Origin of the sequence: Rhodococcus sp. 14-1411-2a, from assembly GCF_002259485.1 — a bacterium.
GTDB lineage: Bacteria > Actinomycetota > Actinomycetes > Mycobacteriales > Mycobacteriaceae > Rhodococcoides.
Genome location: NZ_NPGA01000018.1, coordinates 242751 through 260631 on the forward strand (window position 1 = coordinate 242751; position 17881 = coordinate 260631).

18 protein-coding genes are annotated in these 17881 nt (G+C 63.2%); 8 read left to right on the plus strand and 10 right to left on the minus strand.

The genetic code is table 11. The features are described 5' to 3' along the window. Positions 1-9: 9 nt before the first annotated feature. A complete protein-coding gene (locus CH291_RS18400; protein WP_143545950.1) occupies positions 10-1014 on the minus strand; it encodes a LacI family DNA-binding transcriptional regulator in 1005 nt (334 codons plus the stop codon). Between the two features lie 102 nt (positions 1015-1116). Here CH291_RS18400 and CH291_RS18405 point away from each other — a divergent pair, with 102 nt between their 5' ends. After that, positions 1117-1671 carry an AAA family ATPase gene (locus CH291_RS18405; protein WP_179276602.1) on the plus strand — a complete coding sequence of 185 codons (555 nt, stop codon included), beginning with the start codon at positions 1117-1119 and terminating at the stop codon, positions 1669-1671. On the opposite strand, the gene CH291_RS18410 is transcribed toward CH291_RS18405, so the two are convergent. Then, positions 1656-2663: a LacI family DNA-binding transcriptional regulator gene (locus CH291_RS18410; protein WP_094688290.1), complete on the minus strand. Its 1008-nt coding sequence runs from the start codon at positions 2661-2663 to the stop codon at positions 1656-1658. The two genes, CH291_RS18405 and CH291_RS18410, sit on opposite strands and share 16 nt — an antisense overlap. Before the next feature lie 31 nt (positions 2664-2694). Then, positions 2695-3420, minus strand: coding sequence for an SDR family oxidoreductase (locus tag CH291_RS18415; protein WP_068046991.1), 726 nt, complete (start codon positions 3418-3420; stop codon positions 2695-2697). 408 nt (positions 3421-3828) lie between these two features. On the opposite strand from CH291_RS18415, the gene CH291_RS18420 reads away from it, so the two are divergent. From CH291_RS18420 to CH291_RS18435, 4 genes are all read left to right on the plus strand, one after another. Continuing rightward, complete coding sequence (locus CH291_RS18420; protein WP_068046988.1) at positions 3829-4608, plus strand: ATP-binding cassette domain-containing protein; 780 nt, start codon at positions 3829-3831, stop codon at positions 4606-4608. Beyond that, the gene (locus CH291_RS18425) at positions 4605-5702 is read left to right on the plus strand and encodes an ABC transporter permease (RefSeq protein ID WP_082898561.1); all 1098 of its coding nucleotides are present in this window, start codon (positions 4605-4607) and stop codon (positions 5700-5702) included. The genes CH291_RS18420 and CH291_RS18425 overlap by 4 nt, the downstream gene beginning before the upstream one ends. A gap of 54 nt (positions 5703-5756) precedes the next feature. Continuing rightward, positions 5757-6728 carry an ABC transporter substrate-binding protein gene (locus CH291_RS18430; RefSeq protein WP_068046985.1) on the plus strand — a complete coding sequence of 324 codons (972 nt, stop codon included), beginning with the start codon at positions 5757-5759 and terminating at the stop codon, positions 6726-6728. 104 nt (positions 6729-6832) lie between these two features. Then, positions 6833-8314, plus strand: a complete 1482-nt coding sequence (locus CH291_RS18435) for a mannitol dehydrogenase family protein (RefSeq protein WP_094639987.1) — start codon at positions 6833-6835, stop codon at positions 8312-8314. Here CH291_RS18435 and CH291_RS18440 read toward each other — a convergent pair. Both CH291_RS18440 and CH291_RS18445 read right to left on the minus strand, forming a co-directional pair. Then, positions 8302-9093 carry an acyl-CoA thioesterase gene (locus CH291_RS18440; RefSeq protein WP_094688291.1) on the minus strand — a complete coding sequence of 264 codons (792 nt, stop codon included), beginning with the start codon at positions 9091-9093 and terminating at the stop codon, positions 8302-8304. The genes CH291_RS18435 and CH291_RS18440 overlap by 13 nt on opposite strands. 80 nt (positions 9094-9173) lie before the next feature. Then, entirely contained in the window at positions 9174-10223 is a 1050-nt protein-coding gene (locus CH291_RS18445) for an SDR family oxidoreductase (RefSeq protein WP_094639989.1), read from the minus strand. A gap of 88 nt (positions 10224-10311) precedes the next feature. Here CH291_RS18445 and CH291_RS18450 point away from each other — a divergent pair, with 88 nt between their 5' ends. Then, a complete protein-coding gene (locus tag CH291_RS18450; RefSeq protein WP_068046973.1) occupies positions 10312-10629 on the plus strand; it encodes an ArsR/SmtB family transcription factor in 318 nt (105 codons plus the stop codon). Here CH291_RS18450 and CH291_RS18455 read toward each other — a convergent pair. Next, positions 10613-12121 carry an SAM-dependent methyltransferase gene (locus tag CH291_RS18455; protein WP_256980900.1) on the minus strand — a complete coding sequence of 503 codons (1509 nt, stop codon included), beginning with the start codon at positions 12119-12121 and terminating at the stop codon, positions 10613-10615. The genes CH291_RS18450 and CH291_RS18455 overlap by 17 nt on opposite strands. Before the next feature lie 78 nt (positions 12122-12199). Here CH291_RS18455 and CH291_RS18460 point away from each other — a divergent pair, with 78 nt between their 5' ends. Beyond that, positions 12200-12703, plus strand: a complete 504-nt coding sequence (locus CH291_RS18460; RefSeq protein ID WP_231893676.1) for a DUF1648 domain-containing protein — start codon at positions 12200-12202, stop codon at positions 12701-12703. 1 nt (position 12704) lies between these two features. Here the strand turns inward: CH291_RS18460 and CH291_RS18465 are convergent, their stop codons facing one another. From CH291_RS18465 to CH291_RS18475, 3 genes are all read right to left on the minus strand, one after another. Continuing rightward, the gene (locus CH291_RS18465; RefSeq protein ID WP_068046966.1) at positions 12705-14096 is read right to left on the minus strand and encodes an outer membrane protein assembly factor BamB family protein; all 1392 of its coding nucleotides are present in this window, start codon (positions 14094-14096) and stop codon (positions 12705-12707) included. Then, positions 14093-15316 carry a hypothetical protein gene (locus tag CH291_RS18470; RefSeq protein ID WP_141215341.1) on the minus strand — a complete coding sequence of 408 codons (1224 nt, stop codon included), beginning with the start codon at positions 15314-15316 and terminating at the stop codon, positions 14093-14095. Before CH291_RS18470 ends, CH291_RS18465 begins: the two co-directional genes overlap by 4 nt. Before the next feature lie 160 nt (positions 15317-15476). Further along, on the minus strand, positions 15477-16724 hold the full coding sequence (locus tag CH291_RS18475) for a TetR family transcriptional regulator C-terminal domain-containing protein (protein ID WP_094668954.1): 1248 nt from the start codon (positions 16722-16724) through the stop codon (positions 15477-15479). 173 nt (positions 16725-16897) lie between these two features. On the opposite strand from CH291_RS18475, the gene CH291_RS18480 reads away from it, so the two are divergent. Further along, the gene (locus tag CH291_RS18480; protein WP_068046957.1) at positions 16898-17158 is read left to right on the plus strand and encodes a LuxR C-terminal-related transcriptional regulator; all 261 of its coding nucleotides are present in this window, start codon (positions 16898-16900) and stop codon (positions 17156-17158) included. A gap of 4 nt (positions 17159-17162) precedes the next feature. Here CH291_RS18480 and CH291_RS18485 read toward each other — a convergent pair whose 3' ends face one another. Beyond that, positions 17163-17816 carry a DedA family protein gene (locus CH291_RS18485; protein ID WP_094639994.1) on the minus strand — a complete coding sequence of 218 codons (654 nt, stop codon included), beginning with the start codon at positions 17814-17816 and terminating at the stop codon, positions 17163-17165. Positions 17817-17881: the final 65 nt, after the last annotated feature.

A 17881-nucleotide genomic window follows, 5' to 3' on the forward strand; every position in this document is an offset into this window, starting at 1 on the left:
GGGATGTTCTCATTTCTGTGCAGGTAAGGGGAGTGCATGTGAGAGTCGTTCGACCAGGGAGGTCGGCGCAATCTGTTGCTCCACTTCGAGATAGGGATCGTCGAAGCGCTGCACCAGGCGATCGAACGCGAGGGTGCCGATCCGGTATGGATCCTGGTCGATGCATGTGACGGACGGGCTGACAGCATCGGCGAGCGAGAAGTTGCCGAACGAGACCATCGCAACGTCGGTGCGATCGATCTCGTGCAGCACCGATACCACGGCCGTCGCATGCCGTGCGTTGGCGACGAAGAAGGCGGTCGGCGGATTGCGCAGTGCCAGTAGCTTCTTCACTACCGGCCGTACCGAATCCGCGGCGTGCGAGACGGGGGGTGCGAGGGCGGCGTCCGGTGTCTGACCGAGGTCGGTGAGGACGTCGAGGTACGCCTCGCGGCGGAGCTGGGCCGTCTGCAGTCGATCGTCGAAGCCGAGCAACGCAATTCGGGCGTGCCCGCTCGCGACCAGTTTCTCGACGGCCTGCTTGGCGGCACCGTAATCGTCGACGATGACCGAATCGAATCCCGGGATGGAACGGTCGATGGTCACGGTCGGCAATGTTCGACGCCGAGGCACGAGGAAGTCGCTGTGATCGCCGACAGGCGCGAGGATGATCCCCCGCACGTGTTGACCGGCCAGCAGCGCCAGCTGGTCACGTTCGCGGTGAGCGTCGAACCCGGTGCTGCCGACGATGACGGCCAGTCCGTGTTCGAGAGCGCGATCCTCGACCGCACTGACCAACGAGGCGAAGAACACGTCGTCGATGGAATCGACGATGATCCCGATGGTGTTTCCCGATCCCGATTTCAACGAGCGCGCAGCGGAATTGGGGACGTAGTTGAGCGTCTGCACCGCGGCCTCGACGCGTTCGCGCAGCTCGGGCAAGACCGTGTCCACGCCGTTGACGACACGGGAGACGGTCTTGAAGCTGACGCCTGCCAATGCGGCGACGTCTTTGATGCTTGCGCGCTCGGTCACGTGAACTCTCGATCGGAGGAATTGTGTTCGCTGTAGCAACGGTGCGAGACAACGTTGTCTTGTATGATTCACGTCATGCCTCGTGTCTGTCAAGATGTTTCCGTGATCGATCGGGATCAACTGCCGGTTCTGGTCGTCGCGGGTGCTGCAGGAAGTGGAAAGACCACCCTCGGACGCGAGCTGGCGCGCCGCTTCGGCACGGCATTGCTCGACCTCGATACACTCACCAATCCACTACTCGATCAACTGGATTCGCTACTGGACGGGCCGCACTGGAACAGTGCAGGGCCGCACGCAGAACGCATTCGTGCCGGCCGGTATGCAGTACTGCTCGCTGCTGCGAGGGACCTCGTGGAAATCGGTCAGCGCCCCGTTCTGGTCGCGCCCTTCACCCGCGAACTGACCGCGGGCACGGAGTGGGAACGACTGGTCTCGCAGGTGACCCCCGCAGCAACGATGGTCGTGCACGTCGACGGCTCGCCGGAGCTGCTGGCGCGTCGGCGGGCGGCCCGCGGGGCAGAGCGCGACGCGCATCGGTCGACGGATCGCCCGGTGGAGAAGCCGCGTGTTCCACATCTACGGATCGATGCCGAATTGTCGACCACACTGCAGGTCGATCTGGTTGCGCATGCGCTCCAGGATCAGTCGCAGCGGTGATCGCTTCCAGGCGTGCAGGATCGGCGTTCGATGAGCTCGACGCCGAGGATATTGCGGCGCTTGAAGCGCTTGCCGGGATTCTCGATTCGGCCGAGTAGTCGCTCGATGGCCAATCGGCCGAGCCGAGCAGGATTCTGGTCGATCACCGTCACCGGCGGCCACACTGCATCCGCCAGCGGGAAGTCGCCGAATCCGACGAACGCCAGATGCAGCAATTCCATCTGCTGCAGCACCGGCACGCATGACATGGCCACGCGTGCGTTGGACAGAAACAGCGCCGTCGGTGGATCGTCGAGTGCGGTCAATGCGGTCAGGGCGTTGCGGGCATCGTCGCGGCCCATGACGCCGAGCGCAACGAGCGACTCGTCGAACTCGATTCCTTCGGTCTGCAGCGACTCTCGGTATCCCTCGAGCCGATTCCGGCTGGTGGGAATATTGGCACTGTCACCGATGACCGCGATGCGAGTGTGTCCCAACCGAAGCAGATGATCGGTGGCCAACACCGCCCCGCCGTGATCGTCGTCGACGAAGCTGTCGGCCTTGAGGCCGTCGGGTGCGCGATCGACGAAGACCGTCGGAGTCTTGTCGATCCAGCGCTCCAGGTAACCGTGATCGGAACCCGTCGGCGCAATGATCAAGCCGCTCAACTGTCTACGCAGCAGCGACTCGACCAGGGCCTGCTCCTGGTCACCGTCGTGCCCCAGGCTCGTGACCAACACGGCCATGTCGTCCTCGCGAGCGCGCTCCTCGATGGCTCGTGCGATGGAGGAGAAGAACGGATCGTCGATATCGGGCACGGCCACACCGATCGCTGCCGCTTGACCGTTGCGAAACGACGTCGCCATCGTGTTCGGAACGTAGTTCAGCGAATTCAGGGCATCGGTGACGCGAGCGCGCGTTTCGGGGTCGACGTGCGGATCGTTGTTGTACACCCGTGAGACGGTCTTGGCGCTGACTCCGGCCAGTGCCGCGACATCCTGCATGGTGGTCATGATCTACCCCCGTCTGCTCGTCGTCCGCTCGTCATCGACTCGTGTAGCCGCCGTCCACCGGCAACGACACCCCGGTCACCATGGAAGCATCATCGCTCAACAGGAAGGCAATCGGCGCGGCAATCTCGTCCTCGGTGGCCCATCGCCCCAGCGGCATCTGTGCCAGGAACGGCTCCTCGATCTCCGGACGGCCCCAGTAGAACGCGGACATCTCCGTCATCACGACGGTCGGATTGACTCCGTTGACCCGGATTCCGTGGCGGCCGAGTTCGAGGGCCGAAACCCGAGTGATGTTGTCCAGGGCGGCTTTCGAGGAGCCGTACGAGATGTGGCCCGTCAGGGCGACGAGACTGGCCTGGCTCGACACGTTCACGATTGCTCCAGCACCGGCGGCGATCATCGCGGGGACGGTGTACTTGATGACGAGGAGAGCGCCACGCGCGTTGATGGCGATGACCTTGTCGAAGACGGAGATGTCGGTGTCCTGTGGCGTGGCGATCTCGCCGCCGAAGCCGGCGCAGTTCACCACTCCGTAGAGCTCGAGTCCCTCGACGGCCTCGCGCACGCTGTCCTCGGAGGTCAGGTCGAACGCGAGAGGCTGCGCGCCGGTCTCGTCGGCGAGCTTGTCCAACGCATCCACCGATTGACCGGCTGCGACGACGTCGGCCCCGTCGGCCACCAGTCGTCGCACCGTGGCCGAGCCGATACCGCCGCTGGCACCGGTCACCAAGATCTTCCGGCCGTCGAACTTCGCCATGTGCGCCAACCTTCACTGTTTCCGAATCGGTCATGTCATCGATGTCATCCGCCGCATGTGCGTGCTTGATGACATCGGTGTCATGGACGGTACCGTAGCGCCGTTCCGCTGGGTCGAAAATCGAGTAGATCGCAACTATCTCCAGTTCAGAGACGGTACCGCTCGGTCCGATAGCGGGTCGAAGGTGCGGCTTCTGCCGTGGGCAGGATCTGTGCCATGTCACCGGTGACATGAATTTTCACGAAACACGTGACAATGCGGGTTGCGTGGGTCACACTCGTTTACACAACGAGCCCCGCAGGGAGCTCGACCTGCCTCGCAGATCACGATCTCCGACCGTGCTGCACAGGCACCGGTGGGGGTGTTCATCCCGCACCCGACGGTTTTCGATTCGACCAAGGAGTATCCATGGCCAGCGTTGCACCTGTGGCGACACCGATCCTCGAGGCGAGGGGATTGTCGAGGAGCTTCGGAAACGTGCGCGCCCTCGACGACGCCGATTTCGACATCTACCCCGGCGAGGTCGTCGCCCTCATCGGCGACAACGGTGCAGGCAAGTCGACGTTGGTCAAGGCGCTCTCGGGCAGTCTCGCGGTCGACACCGGTGAGATCCTGTTCGACGGCACTGCGGTCGATCTCGACAGTCCCACCGTGGCAGCGGAACTCGGCATCGAGACGGTGTTCCAGGATCTGGCTCTCGCGCCCCACCTGAATGCGCAGCAGAACATGTTCCTCGGCCGGGAACTGCAGGCGAAAGGGCTACTGGGGCACCTAGGGTTTCTCGATGTGTCCACGATGCGCAAGCAGTCGCAGGACGCGTTGAACGAACTCGGAGCCACTGTGCGCAGCCTCACCGTTCCCGTCGGAGCCATGTCGGGTGGCCAGCAGCAGGCCATTGCGATCGCCCGTGCGGTCGCCTGGGCCAAAGGTGTTGTCTTCCTGGACGAACCGACCGCGGCGCTCGGCGTCGTGCAGACCCGAAACGTTCTCGACACCATTCGCCGCGTGGCGGACAGGGGAGTGGCCGTGGTGTTCATCAGTCACTCGATGCCGCACGTGATCGAGGTCGCCGACCGCATTCAGGTACTGCGGATGGGCAAACGCGTCGCCACTCTCGACGCCAAGAACACGACCATGGAAGAACTCGTCGGCGCGATGACCGGCGCAACCACCGGAGCCACACGATGACCAACCAGACCATCAGCCCTTCTCTCGAGCCGATGCCACCCGGCGACACACCGTCTCGCCACTCCTTCGATCTCGTCGAAGCGCTCGGTAAGTTGGCCCGGGTTCAGGTGTTCCAGATCGTGCTCGTATTGGCCGCGATCTGCCTCGTGTTCTCGATCATGGCGCCCGGCAGCTTCCCTGAGTGGGGCAACATCCGCCAGATCATCCAGAACGTTTCCATCCTGGCCGTCCTCGGGATCGGCATGACGTTCGTCATCGTCACCAGTGGCATCGATCTCTCGGTCGGCTCCGTTCTCGTCTTTTCCGGCGTCGTCTCGGCCAAGACCATGGCCGCGATCGGCGGCGACGGGTGGGGAGTTGCCGCCGTCGGAATCGTGGTGGCACTGGGGTGTGGCCTCTGCTGGGGATTGCTGAACGGTTTCCTGATCGGTAAGGCCAACGTGCCTCCGCTGATCGTGACTCTCGGGACCCTGGGCGGAGCTCTCGGGCTCTCGCAGGTCATCACCGGCGGCGTCGACATCCGCGACGTACCACCGGTTCTGGTCGATACCATCGGCTACGGAAACTTCCCGGCCACCACCATTCCACTGATCTCGAGCATCGCGCTGGTGCTCGTGGTGATCTTCGGAATCGTGCTGCATCGCACCAAGTTCGGCCTCTACACCTTTGCCGTCGGCTCCAAGGAACAGTCTGCTCGGCGCGTCGGCATCAAGGTGGACATGCACCTGGTCAAGGTCTACGCACTCTCCGGCACTCTCGCTGGACTGGCCGGCATTCTGTCCTTGTCGCAGTACGGCACCACCGCCATCGCCGGACAGTCGCAGACCAACCTCAATGTCATTGCGGCAGTGGTCATCGGCGGAACCAGCCTCTTCGGCGGCATCGGAACCATGTTCGGCACCGTCGTGGGACTGTTCATCCCTGCCGTGCTGCAGAACGGCTTCGTCATCGTCGGAGTCCAGCCCTTCTGGCAGCAGGTCGCCGTCGGTGCTGTCCTCATCGCAGCGGTCTACTTCGATCAGCGCCGACGTGACGCAGCGAGCCGAGGTCAATCGCCCAGCTCCCTCAAGAAACTCTGGTCTCGAAGTCCCTAGTTCCGGCCAGCCTCGAAACTCCCTTTACTCAAATCCCTTACAAGAAAGTCGACCATGATCACATCACGCACCGCCGTCGTTGCACTGAGTGTCGCTTCGGTCTCCGCCATGTTCCTGGCGGGTTGTTCGTCCGACTCCGGAAGCGGTGGCGGCAGCAACAACATCGCCTTCATTCAGGGCGTCAGTGGCGACGAGTTCTACATCAGTATGCAGTGCGGAATCGAAGCTGCGGCAAAGGACGCAGGCGTCACAGTCGACACTCAGGGCCCGGTCAAGTTCGATCCCACCCTGCAGAAGCCGATCGTGGATTCGGTTGTCGCATCGCGGCCGTCGGCAATCCTCATCGCGCCCACCGACGTGGCCGCCATGCAGGCACCACTCGAGGCAGCCTCCAGAGCAGGTATCAAGGTCGTACTCGTCGACACCACCCTGGAAGACCCGTCCATCGCGGTCTCCTCGATCTCGTCCGACAACAAGGGAGGTGGGGCAGAAGCGTTCAGCGCCATCGAGCAGCTCAACCCATCGGGAGGCAAGGTGCTCGTCATCTCCACCGATCCCGGGATCTCCACCGCCGACGCCCGGGTGGCCGGCTTCGAGGAAGCCGTCGGGGCCAACTCGGCATTCGACTACCTCGGAGTCCAGTACAGCCACAACGACCCGGCCGAGGCTGCTCGTCTGGTCTCGGCCGCTCTGGCGAAGGACCCCGATATCGTCGGAATTTTCGCCGCGAACACGTTCGCGGCCGAGGGCACGGCTACGGGCGTCCGGCAGGCAGGCAAGCAGGATCAGGTCAAGATCGTCGGGTTCGACGCAGGCCCCGCCCAGGTCAAGCAGCTTCGTGAGGGAACAGTGCAGGCGCTGATAGCGCAGCAGCCCGACACCATCGGCACCGACGGTGTCGCGCAGGCCATGGCCGCCATCAACGACGAGCCGGTCACCGCCGACATCTCGACCGGCTTCCATGTCATCACCGCCGAGAACATCGACGGCGAGGGCGCGCAGTACGTCTACAAGTCGTCCTGCTGATCCCTGACGTGTAACCCCCCTTCAGCTGCGGTGGTGCTCCTGGTGGCAGACCATGCCCGGGAGCGCCACCGCTCACCACGTTCGTCCGACCCCGAGGACCTGTCATGACCGAGCTTCGCCGCGCGACGTTGGAACACCTGCCCGCGACCGTCGCGAAGCCGGACTACGACTTGGACGAACTGCACTGCGGTGTGGTGCATTTCGGAGTCGGTGCTTTTCATCGCGCTCATCAGGCGGTGTACTTCGATCGGCTTCTCGCGGCCGGCCATCTCGACTGGGCACTGTGTGGAGTGGGAGTGTTGCCGGGAGACAGGAAGATCGGTGACGTCCTCGACTCGCAGGACCACCTCTACACCCTGGTCACGGTGGATCCGGACGGTCGACGCGACGCCCGGGTCATCGGTTCGGTCGCGGATTTCGTCTTCGCGCCCGAGGATCCCCAGGGGGTACTCGATGTGCTCAGCTCACCCGCCACGATGATCGTGTCACTGACGATCACCGAGGCGGGCTACGGCGTGGACGACATCACCGGTGCATTCGAGCCCAGCGATCCTGCAGTGCTCGACGATCTCCGGGACCTCTCGATACCGTCGAGTGTCTTCGGCTTTCTGACCGTTGCGCTCGCCACCCGCCGGTACCACGGGATTCCGCCGTTCACCGTGATGTCGTGCGACAACATCGTCCACAACGGGTCGGTGACCCGAACGGCATTGACCTCCTTCGCCCGTCGGCACGACGCCGACCTGGCAGACTGGATCGACGCATCGGTCGCGTTTCCCAACTCGATGGTCGACCGCATCACCCCTGCTACGACGACCGCAGTCATCGACGACGTGCGCTGCGACTTCGGAATCGACGACGGCTGGCCGGTGCGGTCGGAATCGTTCTCGCAGTGGGTGGTCGAAGACACCTTCTCGTTCGGCCGACCGCCCTTCGGCGAGGTCGGAGTGCAACTCGTCGCCGACGTCGCACCGTACGAACACATGAAACTGCGGCTGCTCAACGGATCTCACCAAGCACTGAGCTATCTCGGTATCCTCGCCGGCTACACCCACGTGCACGAGGTGATGGGAAGTCCCGACCTGTACGAGTTCGTGGCGTCGTACATGCGAACCGAGGCTGCACCGACGCTCGACCCGGTCGACGGAATCGACATCGACACCTACATCGAACAACTGCTGCAACGTTTTTCGAGCCATGCGGTGCGAGACACGCTCGAACGTCAGATCGTCGACGCGTCCGCCCGCATCCCGAAGTTCGTGCTGCCGGTGATCCGCGACCGGCTGGCACAGGACCGATCGGTCGACCACGGAGCGCTGGTGCTCGCCGCGTGGTGCGGAGTCCACGAGCGTGGGGACATCCCGATGGTCGACGCGAACGCCGAACACCTGCAGCGTTTGTCGTGGGAGGATCACGACAACCCCGGCGCTTTCCTGGCGAACCCAGCCGTGTTCGGTGATCTGGCGACGAGTCCGCGGCTACGCGGGGCGTACCAAAGGGCCAAGCGCTCGCTTCAGGACAGCGGTGCCCGCGGAGCAGTGCGGCGCGTGCTGGAACAGTCGGTCGGAGTGGGTCAGACCTTGTAGTACACCACCTGGTGGCTCGTGGCCAGCAACGTTCCACCTTCGGTCCACAGTTCTGCCGTCTGATCGAAATAGCCCTGATGGAACCGGCGTGCTCGTGCGGTACCGAGGACGTACCCGTCGGAGTGCTGCTCGAGATCTTCGGGCGTCGCGAAGTAGTGGATCGTCAGCGAGATGGTGCCGGCCGGCACGTAGCGACCGAGGCGCTGAAAGATCCTGGGGTAGAACACATCGCTGAGCGAGGTCAGCGCAGCGAAGTCCACCGGACGTGGCGGTGTGTCGCGGATCCACAGTGTCTCGGTCGAGTCCGGTGATTCCTGGTCGTTCAGAGCGCCTGCAACGAAACGCATCTCGTAGTTCTGCGCCCAGGCGATCGCGTCGGGAAAGTTGCCTCGGGGCGTCTCGGCGGGGGAGGCGACGGCCGGTGCCACGGCCTCGGTGTTGTCCCACGTCTCGCGCCTGGTTCCGAACACCGCCGTAGCCGTAGTTGCGACGGCACCGTCCTGGACGAGTTCGAGGTACCAGTGCTGATTGCTCCGGTTGGTTCGCACGGCGCGCGCCGAGATCTCGAATTCGCCCTCGGCCACCGGACCGGCGAAGTTGACCGTCAGCGAGACCGGTGATCCGAGGCATTCCGGATGCCGTTCGATGGCTCGGATGAACGTCGCAGCAGTGATGCCACCGAACGGGCCGACCATGTTGTTGTACGGCGGTGATGTCCTGCCGCGATACGTGCCGTCGCCGACGGTCTCGAGGGCGACTGCTGTGTCGAACGGATGCATTGTTCTCCCGTAGGTCTCTATCGTCGTTCGTGCCGATTCAAACTATCCGGCCCACTCGGGCGGTACGCAGGGTGGCTCCCTCACGGAATGATTCGCTGGCGACGTAGCTCGGCGACTATCTCGGCGAACATCGCCTCGGTGTCGACGAAACGGTGAAAACCCAGTCGACGCGCTTTGGAACCGTCGGCAAGGACGTCGTAGTCCCACGCGAACACGAAATCGCCGAAGGCCCAGGACGATACGTCGGAATACGGAATCTTCTGCAGCCCGTTCTCGGCGACGATCGAATTCCACAGCGGTTCCTTGTCTGCCATGACATCTGCCAAGGACATCGGTAGGGGAGTTGCGGTATCGAGGTCGAAAAGACCCGCGACACGCGGCCACATGTCGCTCCAGCGAAACAGATCGCCGTTGGTGATGTTGAACGCCTGGTTGGCGCAGCTCGGCGTGGTGGCCGCCCATACTGTCGCCTCGGCGAGCAACGATGCATCTGTCATCTCGAGCAGTGCGTCGAAGGCACCGGGCTTGCCCGGAAACCGCATGGGGACGCCCAGTTTCTTGCACATGGTGGCGTACACGGCGATGACGGTGGCCAGATTCATCGGGTTGCCCAGCGCGACACCGCACACCACCGACGGCCGGATCGCCGACCACGTCCACCGCTTACCGAGTTGCCGCGCCTCGAGAAACTGCTGCTGATCGACGTTGAACTCGGGCGGCATGTGCGGCGGATCCGATTCTCGCGCCGGGGTTTTGAAAGGGCCCAGGTGCGCGCCGTACACCTTGTAGCCCTGCATCAGGCTCACGTGCTCGAGGTCCGGTGAGCTCTCCTCGACGGCCGTGACCACGTTGACGAGCATCGCGAGATTGGGGGCGACGAGTTCGGCCCAGCTCGGTCTCTCCTGGTAAGCGGCGTAGAAGATGTGTGTGACGTCGGTCAGCTCCGCCAGTCGACGGTGGGTCTCGTCGGCGTCGAGCAGATCCACCGCGATGTGCCGGACGCGTCCGGCGTCCGTACCACCTCGGCGTGACAGCCCGACGATGTCCCACTCGCCCGTCCGTTGCAGGTGATCGACCAAGTTGCCGCCGATCACTCCGTTGGCTCCCACTACTACTGCTACGCGTGACATGACCTACTCCAATCTCGATATCGCGATATTGCGATGCCTCAAGTAGACCACATATCGGGATATCGCGATATCGGAGTAAGCTTCGAGGGTGGCTGACGAACTGGACCCCGCGGAGCTCGCAGCAGTGTTCGGTGCGCTGAGCAACCCCGCGAGATTGGCGATCATGCAGTGGCTCAAGGACCCGAGCGATTTTCCGCCGCAGCTCGAGCCGGCCGAAGATGTGGGAGTGTGCCTCAAGCACATTCAGTCGAGGGCGGGCGTGTCTCAATCCACCGCCTCGCAGTACATGGCCGTGCTGCAACGCGCGCAGCTGGTGACAAGCACCAAGATCGGTCCCTGGGTGCACTACAAACGCAACGACGCATTCCTCGACCGATTTGCCGAAACGATCAAGTCGGATCTGTGAAGTTGTCGATCGCCTGATCGATCGAGCTGCTGTCCTGGTGCACGGCTCGCGCCCGGTCCCGCAGGGCGCGCCGGTCGGTTGCACGTGCGATGGCGCTCAGGTCGATGCGTTGCAACAGCTTCTTCGTCACCGGTCGTTTGCTGTCCCAAAAAGCCAGTGCAGCAATGAGATCCGTGGCCTCCTGGCCGGTCAACAGCGCATGGGCAACCGCGCAGGCCGCTGGGTCCTCGAACGGAAGGAGATAGGTGGCATCGTCGAACACCGCAGGTCTGCCGTCGTAGGGGCCGATCATTCTGAACTGCGGAACCTTGTGGAATCCGGAGATCGCGATCTTGTAGGGCGCAAACGTGTACGGCCCCACTCCGAAGATGCAGAAGCGCGCCCTGTTGCGGTAGATCGACGACTTTCGGCCATCGAGAGCACCCGCGTTGTCGGTCAGGTACTTCCACAGCTTCGGCGCGCTGTCCGCCAACTGCGCGGTGTCGTCACCGGTATGCGACTGCGGAACGATCATCCACCGCGATACTTCGGTGAGCTTACCGCGGTAGACATCGGTGCACTTGAACAGTGGAAACAGGAACTCGCTCTCGACGTCCACCGAAGCTCCGAGTTTGGTTCGTGGACCGTCGTTCTCGGTCAGTTCCATGACGGCAGACGCGTCGTGTTTGATGCCCTGCCGCCACATCAGTGAACTGATGCCATCGAACTGCTTGCTGCGCTGGTACGCATCGACGTTCGCGACGAGTTGGACGTCGATGACCCCGATTCTGTTGTCCGGTTGTGACGCAACGATGCTCGGATAGGTCGCCGCGGTGTAGTCGGTCTTACCCGGCCCGAGTTCCACGGTGAACCAGCAGGCGTCGACCCCTGCGTCGAACCACTTCTTCGCATCGATCATTCGTAGACTCGAACCGGTCACCGGAAGCTGCTGCCGAGCGCAGTGCAACAGCACGTTTCTAGCAACCTGGGTCTTGCAGATCATCGCGATGGTCACCGGTCTATCGCTGAACTCGGCGAGGAGCTTGATCCAAATGAATTCTGCGATGTCGAAATTGGAGCTTCCGGTGATCGCATCTATTCCGCGCGCGTTCTCGGTGTTCGCGCGAGCCGGTCTGTTGCTCGAGCCCAGAACCGAGAGCTGAGAATTGGTCACCCATGGTGGGTTGCCGACGACGAGAGTCGGGCCGGTCGCAGATGTCCATGCGATGTCGCGTGCAAGGTCGAAATCGAAAATCGAGGCGGTGATCACTCGGCCGAATGCCGATGCGGCCGCGGCGTACTCGGGTTGCACCTCGATTCCGACACGTTCTGCATCGGGATGACGCTCCCCGATGGCCGACAGGAAGTTCCCGACACCGCACGTGGGTTCGAGGACGCGGGTCCACGCCGTTCGAGGCAGGGTGCTGACCAACGCACGTGCCAACTCGATAGCGGTCTGGAAGTCCCCGAACTCGTTGTTGGGCATCGGTGCCTCCGGCAGTGGTGCGGACAAGTGCCTTCCGTGACACGGGAGCGGAAGCCCCGGAGCCACGGCACCACACCGATGCTGGAGGCACTAATGTGGACTTCGATGAAGCTTTCGCGTGCGGCCCTGCTGCTGTCAACTCTGGTGTTCATCGTTGCTCTGATCTGGGTCGCCGTCACCGCGGGGGATCGAGTTCCCGCGCACTTCGACGCGTCCGGTCAGGTCGATCGCATGGAGTCGAAGCTGTCCTTCCTGCTCACGATGGGCGGCATCGGATTCGCGATGATCGGGTTGTTCGCGAGTATCGGTTGGTGGTTGCCCAAGGTTCCGGCGTCCATGGTGAATCTGCCGAGTCGAAAGATGCACGAGTACTGGACTGCCGCCGAGAATCGACCGGAGCTGAACCGGAAGATGGCCGAGGACCTCGAGTGGATCGGCGCAGCAACGGCATTGCTCTTCGCCTGGATCACCGGCGTTGCGGGCGCGACCACAGGCGACTCCGTCAGCGTCTGGGTTCTCGCGGTACCGACGGCGCTGTACGTGCTGGCCATTCTGGGATACGTGGTGTTCGTCGTCAAAGGTGGCCGGTACCGCGTTCCGAAGGACTGATTCAGGGGAGTGGTTGCAGCATCGCCAGTTTGGTGCCCGACTGCACCAGATAGCTGCCCTCGGCGGCGTCGACCAGCATCTCGAAGCTCATCGATTCGTCATCGGGAAACATCATCGACGTCGACGCAGTCCACTCGGTCTCACCGGTGGTCACGTCGACCGCGGACAGATCCGTGCCGGCCGAGGTCAACATCAGATCACCGTCGCGCCCGATGATGCTGCCGGTCAGCCCGGCCTGCCACAGATGCTCGCCGTCTCGCAGATCGAGCGCTGTGGTGCCGTTGGATGCCTGCAGCAACCCGACATGGCCGATCACGTACTTCAGAGTGGCGTACGTGCGGGGCTCGTTGAGTTCGTCTCCGGGGAAGTCGTACGACAAGGCGTCGTCGCGCCACAGTTGCTCACCTGTGGTGCGATCGAAGGCCGTATCGCCGAGAACGATCGGGATCGACGTGTCGGTGGGCTCGTCCAGTGAAGGCTGTTGTACGACAGGACTGTCCGACCGTGCGAGGACCGTGCCGTCCAGTCGGAAGGCGACCGACCCTTTCGATTCCGAACCCGTACCTTCGCAATCTTGCACCGATGCAATGGCCAGGTCGCCTGCGGTGCGTCTCACGGCTCCGAGGCAATCCTCGAGGCTGTCCGTCTTCCAGAGTTGTCGGCCGGTCGCGGCGTCGAACGTGGAGAAACCGCCCCCGACGTCGAAGGTTCCGATGTCGTCATCGACCTTCAGTGCGGTGGCGTAGTCGTCTTCCCAACCGGCCCACGCGTGCAGCGGAACCGTCCACTCTGCGCTCGGATTCTCCAGCGTTCCGCGGTGCAGCAGAACATCGTTGCCCTCTAGGTCGCCCGATGTCGTGTACACGCGATCGTTTGCGACGGTGACGGCGAAAAGATCGAGATCAGTAGGGTAGTTTCGCGATTCGCCGGTGGCCGGATCGAAGGTGACGTAGCCGGGAGTCTCGCCCCAGGTGGGCTGGTGGCAGACGAGCTGTCCGTCGAGCGGCTCGTCGGCGCACGCCGCTAGGTCCGGGGCCGGGGTCTTCCACAGAACTGTGCCGTCCGTGGTGTCGATTCCGACCATGACTGCCTCGTCGTTGCCGGATTCCGAGGACACCACGGCCAGTGTGAGAGCTGTACCGCCGATCACTATCGAGCCGAGACCCCACGCATACATGGAACCGGTACGCGGAGAGGCGAAGGTAGCTCCCTCGAGCCCCATGTCCGCCGCGTCGACGGCCCACGCCAACCCCGGCGCGTCGTCCGAGGAGTCCGTGATCTTCTTGATGGTCGTCGATCGGTCCTGTGCCACAACGACTACCGCAGCACCGACCGACAGCGTCGTGACGACCGCCGCAACGACCAATTTCGTCGTCTCGTTCCATCGCGTCATGGAAGGTCCAATCCTGGTGTGTTCGCCAGATTCTCGAGCAATGCTGGATCCGCCGTCGGTCGGTCCGTCGACACCGCGATCTCGAGCCCTGACGGCGTGACGACGAAGACCGAGGACCCTGTCCCGTACTCGTTCGGTGACAGAAGCTGGGGTTCCTCCGTTGTCGTCGAATCGGATTCGATATCAGACGTGGCCCGAGTAACGCTGATCGTGAGTTGCCCGGCAGTGCTGTTCACCGTCTGACAGAGCCCGGAACCGAAGTCACTGGTGTGCAGTGCGCCGAGGGGTGGAGTCGGTGCTAGAGCTGCCACGTCGGCTCGGCGTAAGGCGTCGTTGAGCCTTCGAGTCTCGTCGCGAGAGAACGAGGCCGTCGGTGAGTCGTCCCAGCCGCCGTAGCAGTCGGTGACATTGCCCGGTGTTCCCGCAGGGACGGGAGCAGTGATTCTGAGCGCAGGATCGGTGGCTATTCGGACCAGGTCGTCGAGCGTCAGTGTCAACGTGTCCGGGTCGTTCCCGCCCGAGACGGAGGCAGACACGACAGTGTTGTCCGGGGTGTACGCGGTGGCCGTCCGGGAGTAGGACCGCTGACCGTTGGTTTCGCGCCACGTGTCGTCGGCGTCCAGCACCGTTCCGTCCGAAAGACTCCGTCGCTCGTCCACTTGTCCTGCCACACACGGTGGTGGTTCGGCCGAGTCTGCCGGGCCGACAGAAACACTGAGATAGTCGGACCCGCCACCCGCAGCCAGTGGGGCGGATGCATGCGCCGAGTCGAGGACGAAATCCTGAGATTCGTCCGACGCGGGTATCGGGCCGAAGTACAAGGACCTTGTCGATGAGATCTCGGCGGGAAGCGCTGCCATCAACGCCTCGGACATGAGGTGAGCTCTGGGTCCGTCGTACCAGGGGGCGGCTGGATTGTCGTACGACTCGTCGCCCATCGTGGCGATGCCGAAGTACGAGGATTCGCTCGGAGGCTCGACGGTATCGCACCCCGGGATGCTCGCCGACGCGTCGACTTCCGGGGTGACCACCACGTACTCAGGTTGCGGGGGCTCCGGAACGGGAGTCGCCGATGTTGTTGGTAGGGAAGTCAATTCAGGCTCTTCGGCTGGAGCGGTCAATCCCGCTGCGACCACGCCGAGTGCCACGATCGACGTCAGGACGAGTGTGGTCAGCAGCGCAGAATGGTTGCGTTCGGTGGGCTGCGTGTCCTCGTCCATCGCCCTCGCTCCGTTCGTCACCATTGCGACGAACGTCGCGCAATATTCATACCATTCGTTTTGCTAATCGAGGTGGGTGTGGCAGGCAGACGAGATCCTCACTGCACCCGACCGGTTCGCCGGAGAAATCCAGCGGGACCCGATGGCACGCGGTCGATGCTCAGCGCGCACTGAGTCCGTCGAGGAGGAGTTCACCGACGAACGTCGCGTTGTCCTGCGGGCTGTTCTGTCGTCGGGTGAAACACCGCATCAGCAGAGTGTTGGTAATGCCTGCCGCGAGATCGACTGGGCTCGAGCTCTTTCGGAAGATGCCGGTGTCCTGCCCTCGCGCGATGACCGGTGCGATGATCGCCGGCAGGTTGAGCTTCTCCTTGATCGAGATCAGTCCCTCCGGCTCGCCGTAAGTGTCGTGGGCGACGGCGACGAGGAGAGCGTCCATGAATTCGAGTTCTTCGGAGGCGAGTTGCGCGCACCGCAGCATGTGATTCTGCAGAATCGTGAGCTCGTCGAGGCCGAGCAGTTGGTCGTCGGCCACCGACTCACGGAGACGATCGACCCGGCTCTGCAGTGCCGCAACGATGACGGACGGCTTGGTCGGAAACAGAGTCTTGCATGCTGCCCTCGGCACTCCGGCGATATCGGCGACGTCGTCCATACGCGTCATGAAGTACCCACGCTTACCGAACTCGTCGCGCGCCGCGGTGACGATCGCGGCACGCGGATCGCGAGGAAGCGGCCGCTCCTCGACCGGTGTTCCGACATCCCGCACGACGTCGTCGAGGTGCTGATGATGTCCGGACGTGTCGACGACGGCCCCGAGGAAGGCCAGCACCGCGTCGGACATCACATCGGGAGATACGGAGGAGGCGTCCACCTGACTGCGGATGCGAAAACCGTCGACGACAGCATTGACTGTCATGGCGAACGATCGGGCCGTGAAGGGACGGCGAAAGGCTCCACCGTCGGGATCGAACAGTGCCTCGAATGCCTCGAGTACGGCATCGTCTCGAACGCGGTAGCTTCCGGCGAGGGCCCCGGAAGTCGGCCCGCTGAAAACAAGATCGAGAAGAGACTCGGTGATGCTCCTCCGGTCGACGATCGCCGGGAAGTAACGCGCAACAAGCGCAGTCACCGTCGCGCGAATCGACGCACCGCTGTCCGTCATCTGGGTGCGAACAGTCTCGTGAACGTCGGTGGGTGGAGGAGTTCGAGACAAATGTTCGACGACCGTGGCGAGAAAGTCGGATTTGGTGCTGAACTTGCGGAAGAACGTTGCCGTCGACGAGTCGGCCTCGTGAACGACGTCTTCGATACGTAATCCGCGTTCGAGAATCTTCTGCGGATGGGTGACCAACAGTGTGACACCCGCCTCGACGAAGTGGGCGGCGGTCGCGTCGAGCTCGGTCATAGTGGCGGACTTTACCGAGGTGAGGCCCACTGTGACGGCGCAGGTGACAGTGTTCACTCTCGGGTGAGAGCAACCTCGGTCATTCCTTGGAGTGACGCAGCGGAGCGAGTGCTGTGTCATTGGCCGTGTCAGCGCCACCGGGACAGCGGTGACGCCCGAAAACGAGGATCTTCATGACAGTGCTCGACATCCGCATCGGCGATGCCCCCGACCCACGGCTCAGCGCTCGTGAAATCGAGGTTCTCACCGCATGGCTCATCTCGGATTCCAAAGCGGAGGCATCGCGCTCGCTCTATCTCTCGATGGGAACCGTCAACACACACCTGACTCGCATCAGAGCGAAGTACACGGCAGTGGGACGAACGGCGCCGACCAAAGCGACGTTGCTGGTGCGTGCGCTGCAGGACGGGTTCATCGACATCGACGATCTGTGAGCAGTCACTGCACCTCGACGCGGCGGGACCGCACCTTCTTGACCACGAACCAGCCGATCAGCGCGACCACGATGCCGATGACGACGTACTGGAACACCGACGCGTAGCTCTCCACGTAGTGCCAGTTCTCGCCGAGGAAATAGCCGGCAAGCACGAAGATCGAGTTCCAGATCAGGCTGCCGAGGGTGGTGTACAGCAGGAATTGCAGAACCGGCATCCGGGAGACTCCGGCCGGGATGGATATGCCCGAACGGACCATCGGGATCATGCGGCCGAAGAACACCGCCGACCGTCCGTGGCGGGCGAACCAATCCTCGGCCTTGGTCAGATCGTCGGTTCCGACGAAGGGCATCCGATCGACGATGGCGTACATCCGGTCGCGTCCGAGTTTGACGCCGAGCCAGTACAGAACCAGTGCGCCGAGTACCGATCCGGCCGTCGTCCAGAACAGCGCACTCAGCAGAGTCATCCCGCCCTGGGATGCGGTGAAGCCCGCCAGCGGCAGGATGATCTCGCTCGGCAGCGGCGGGAAGAAGTTCTCGGCGGCCACCGCAATTCCTGCGCCGGGGCCACCGATGGCCTCCATCAGACTCACTGCCCATCCGGCGATCCCTCCGAGGTCGCTGTCGGCTGCGGCAAGGGAGGAGGAGGCACTCATGACTACGACAGTACGAAACTGATAGGCCTGAAATCTGCTCACCAGGCGAAATGCTCGGAGATTGA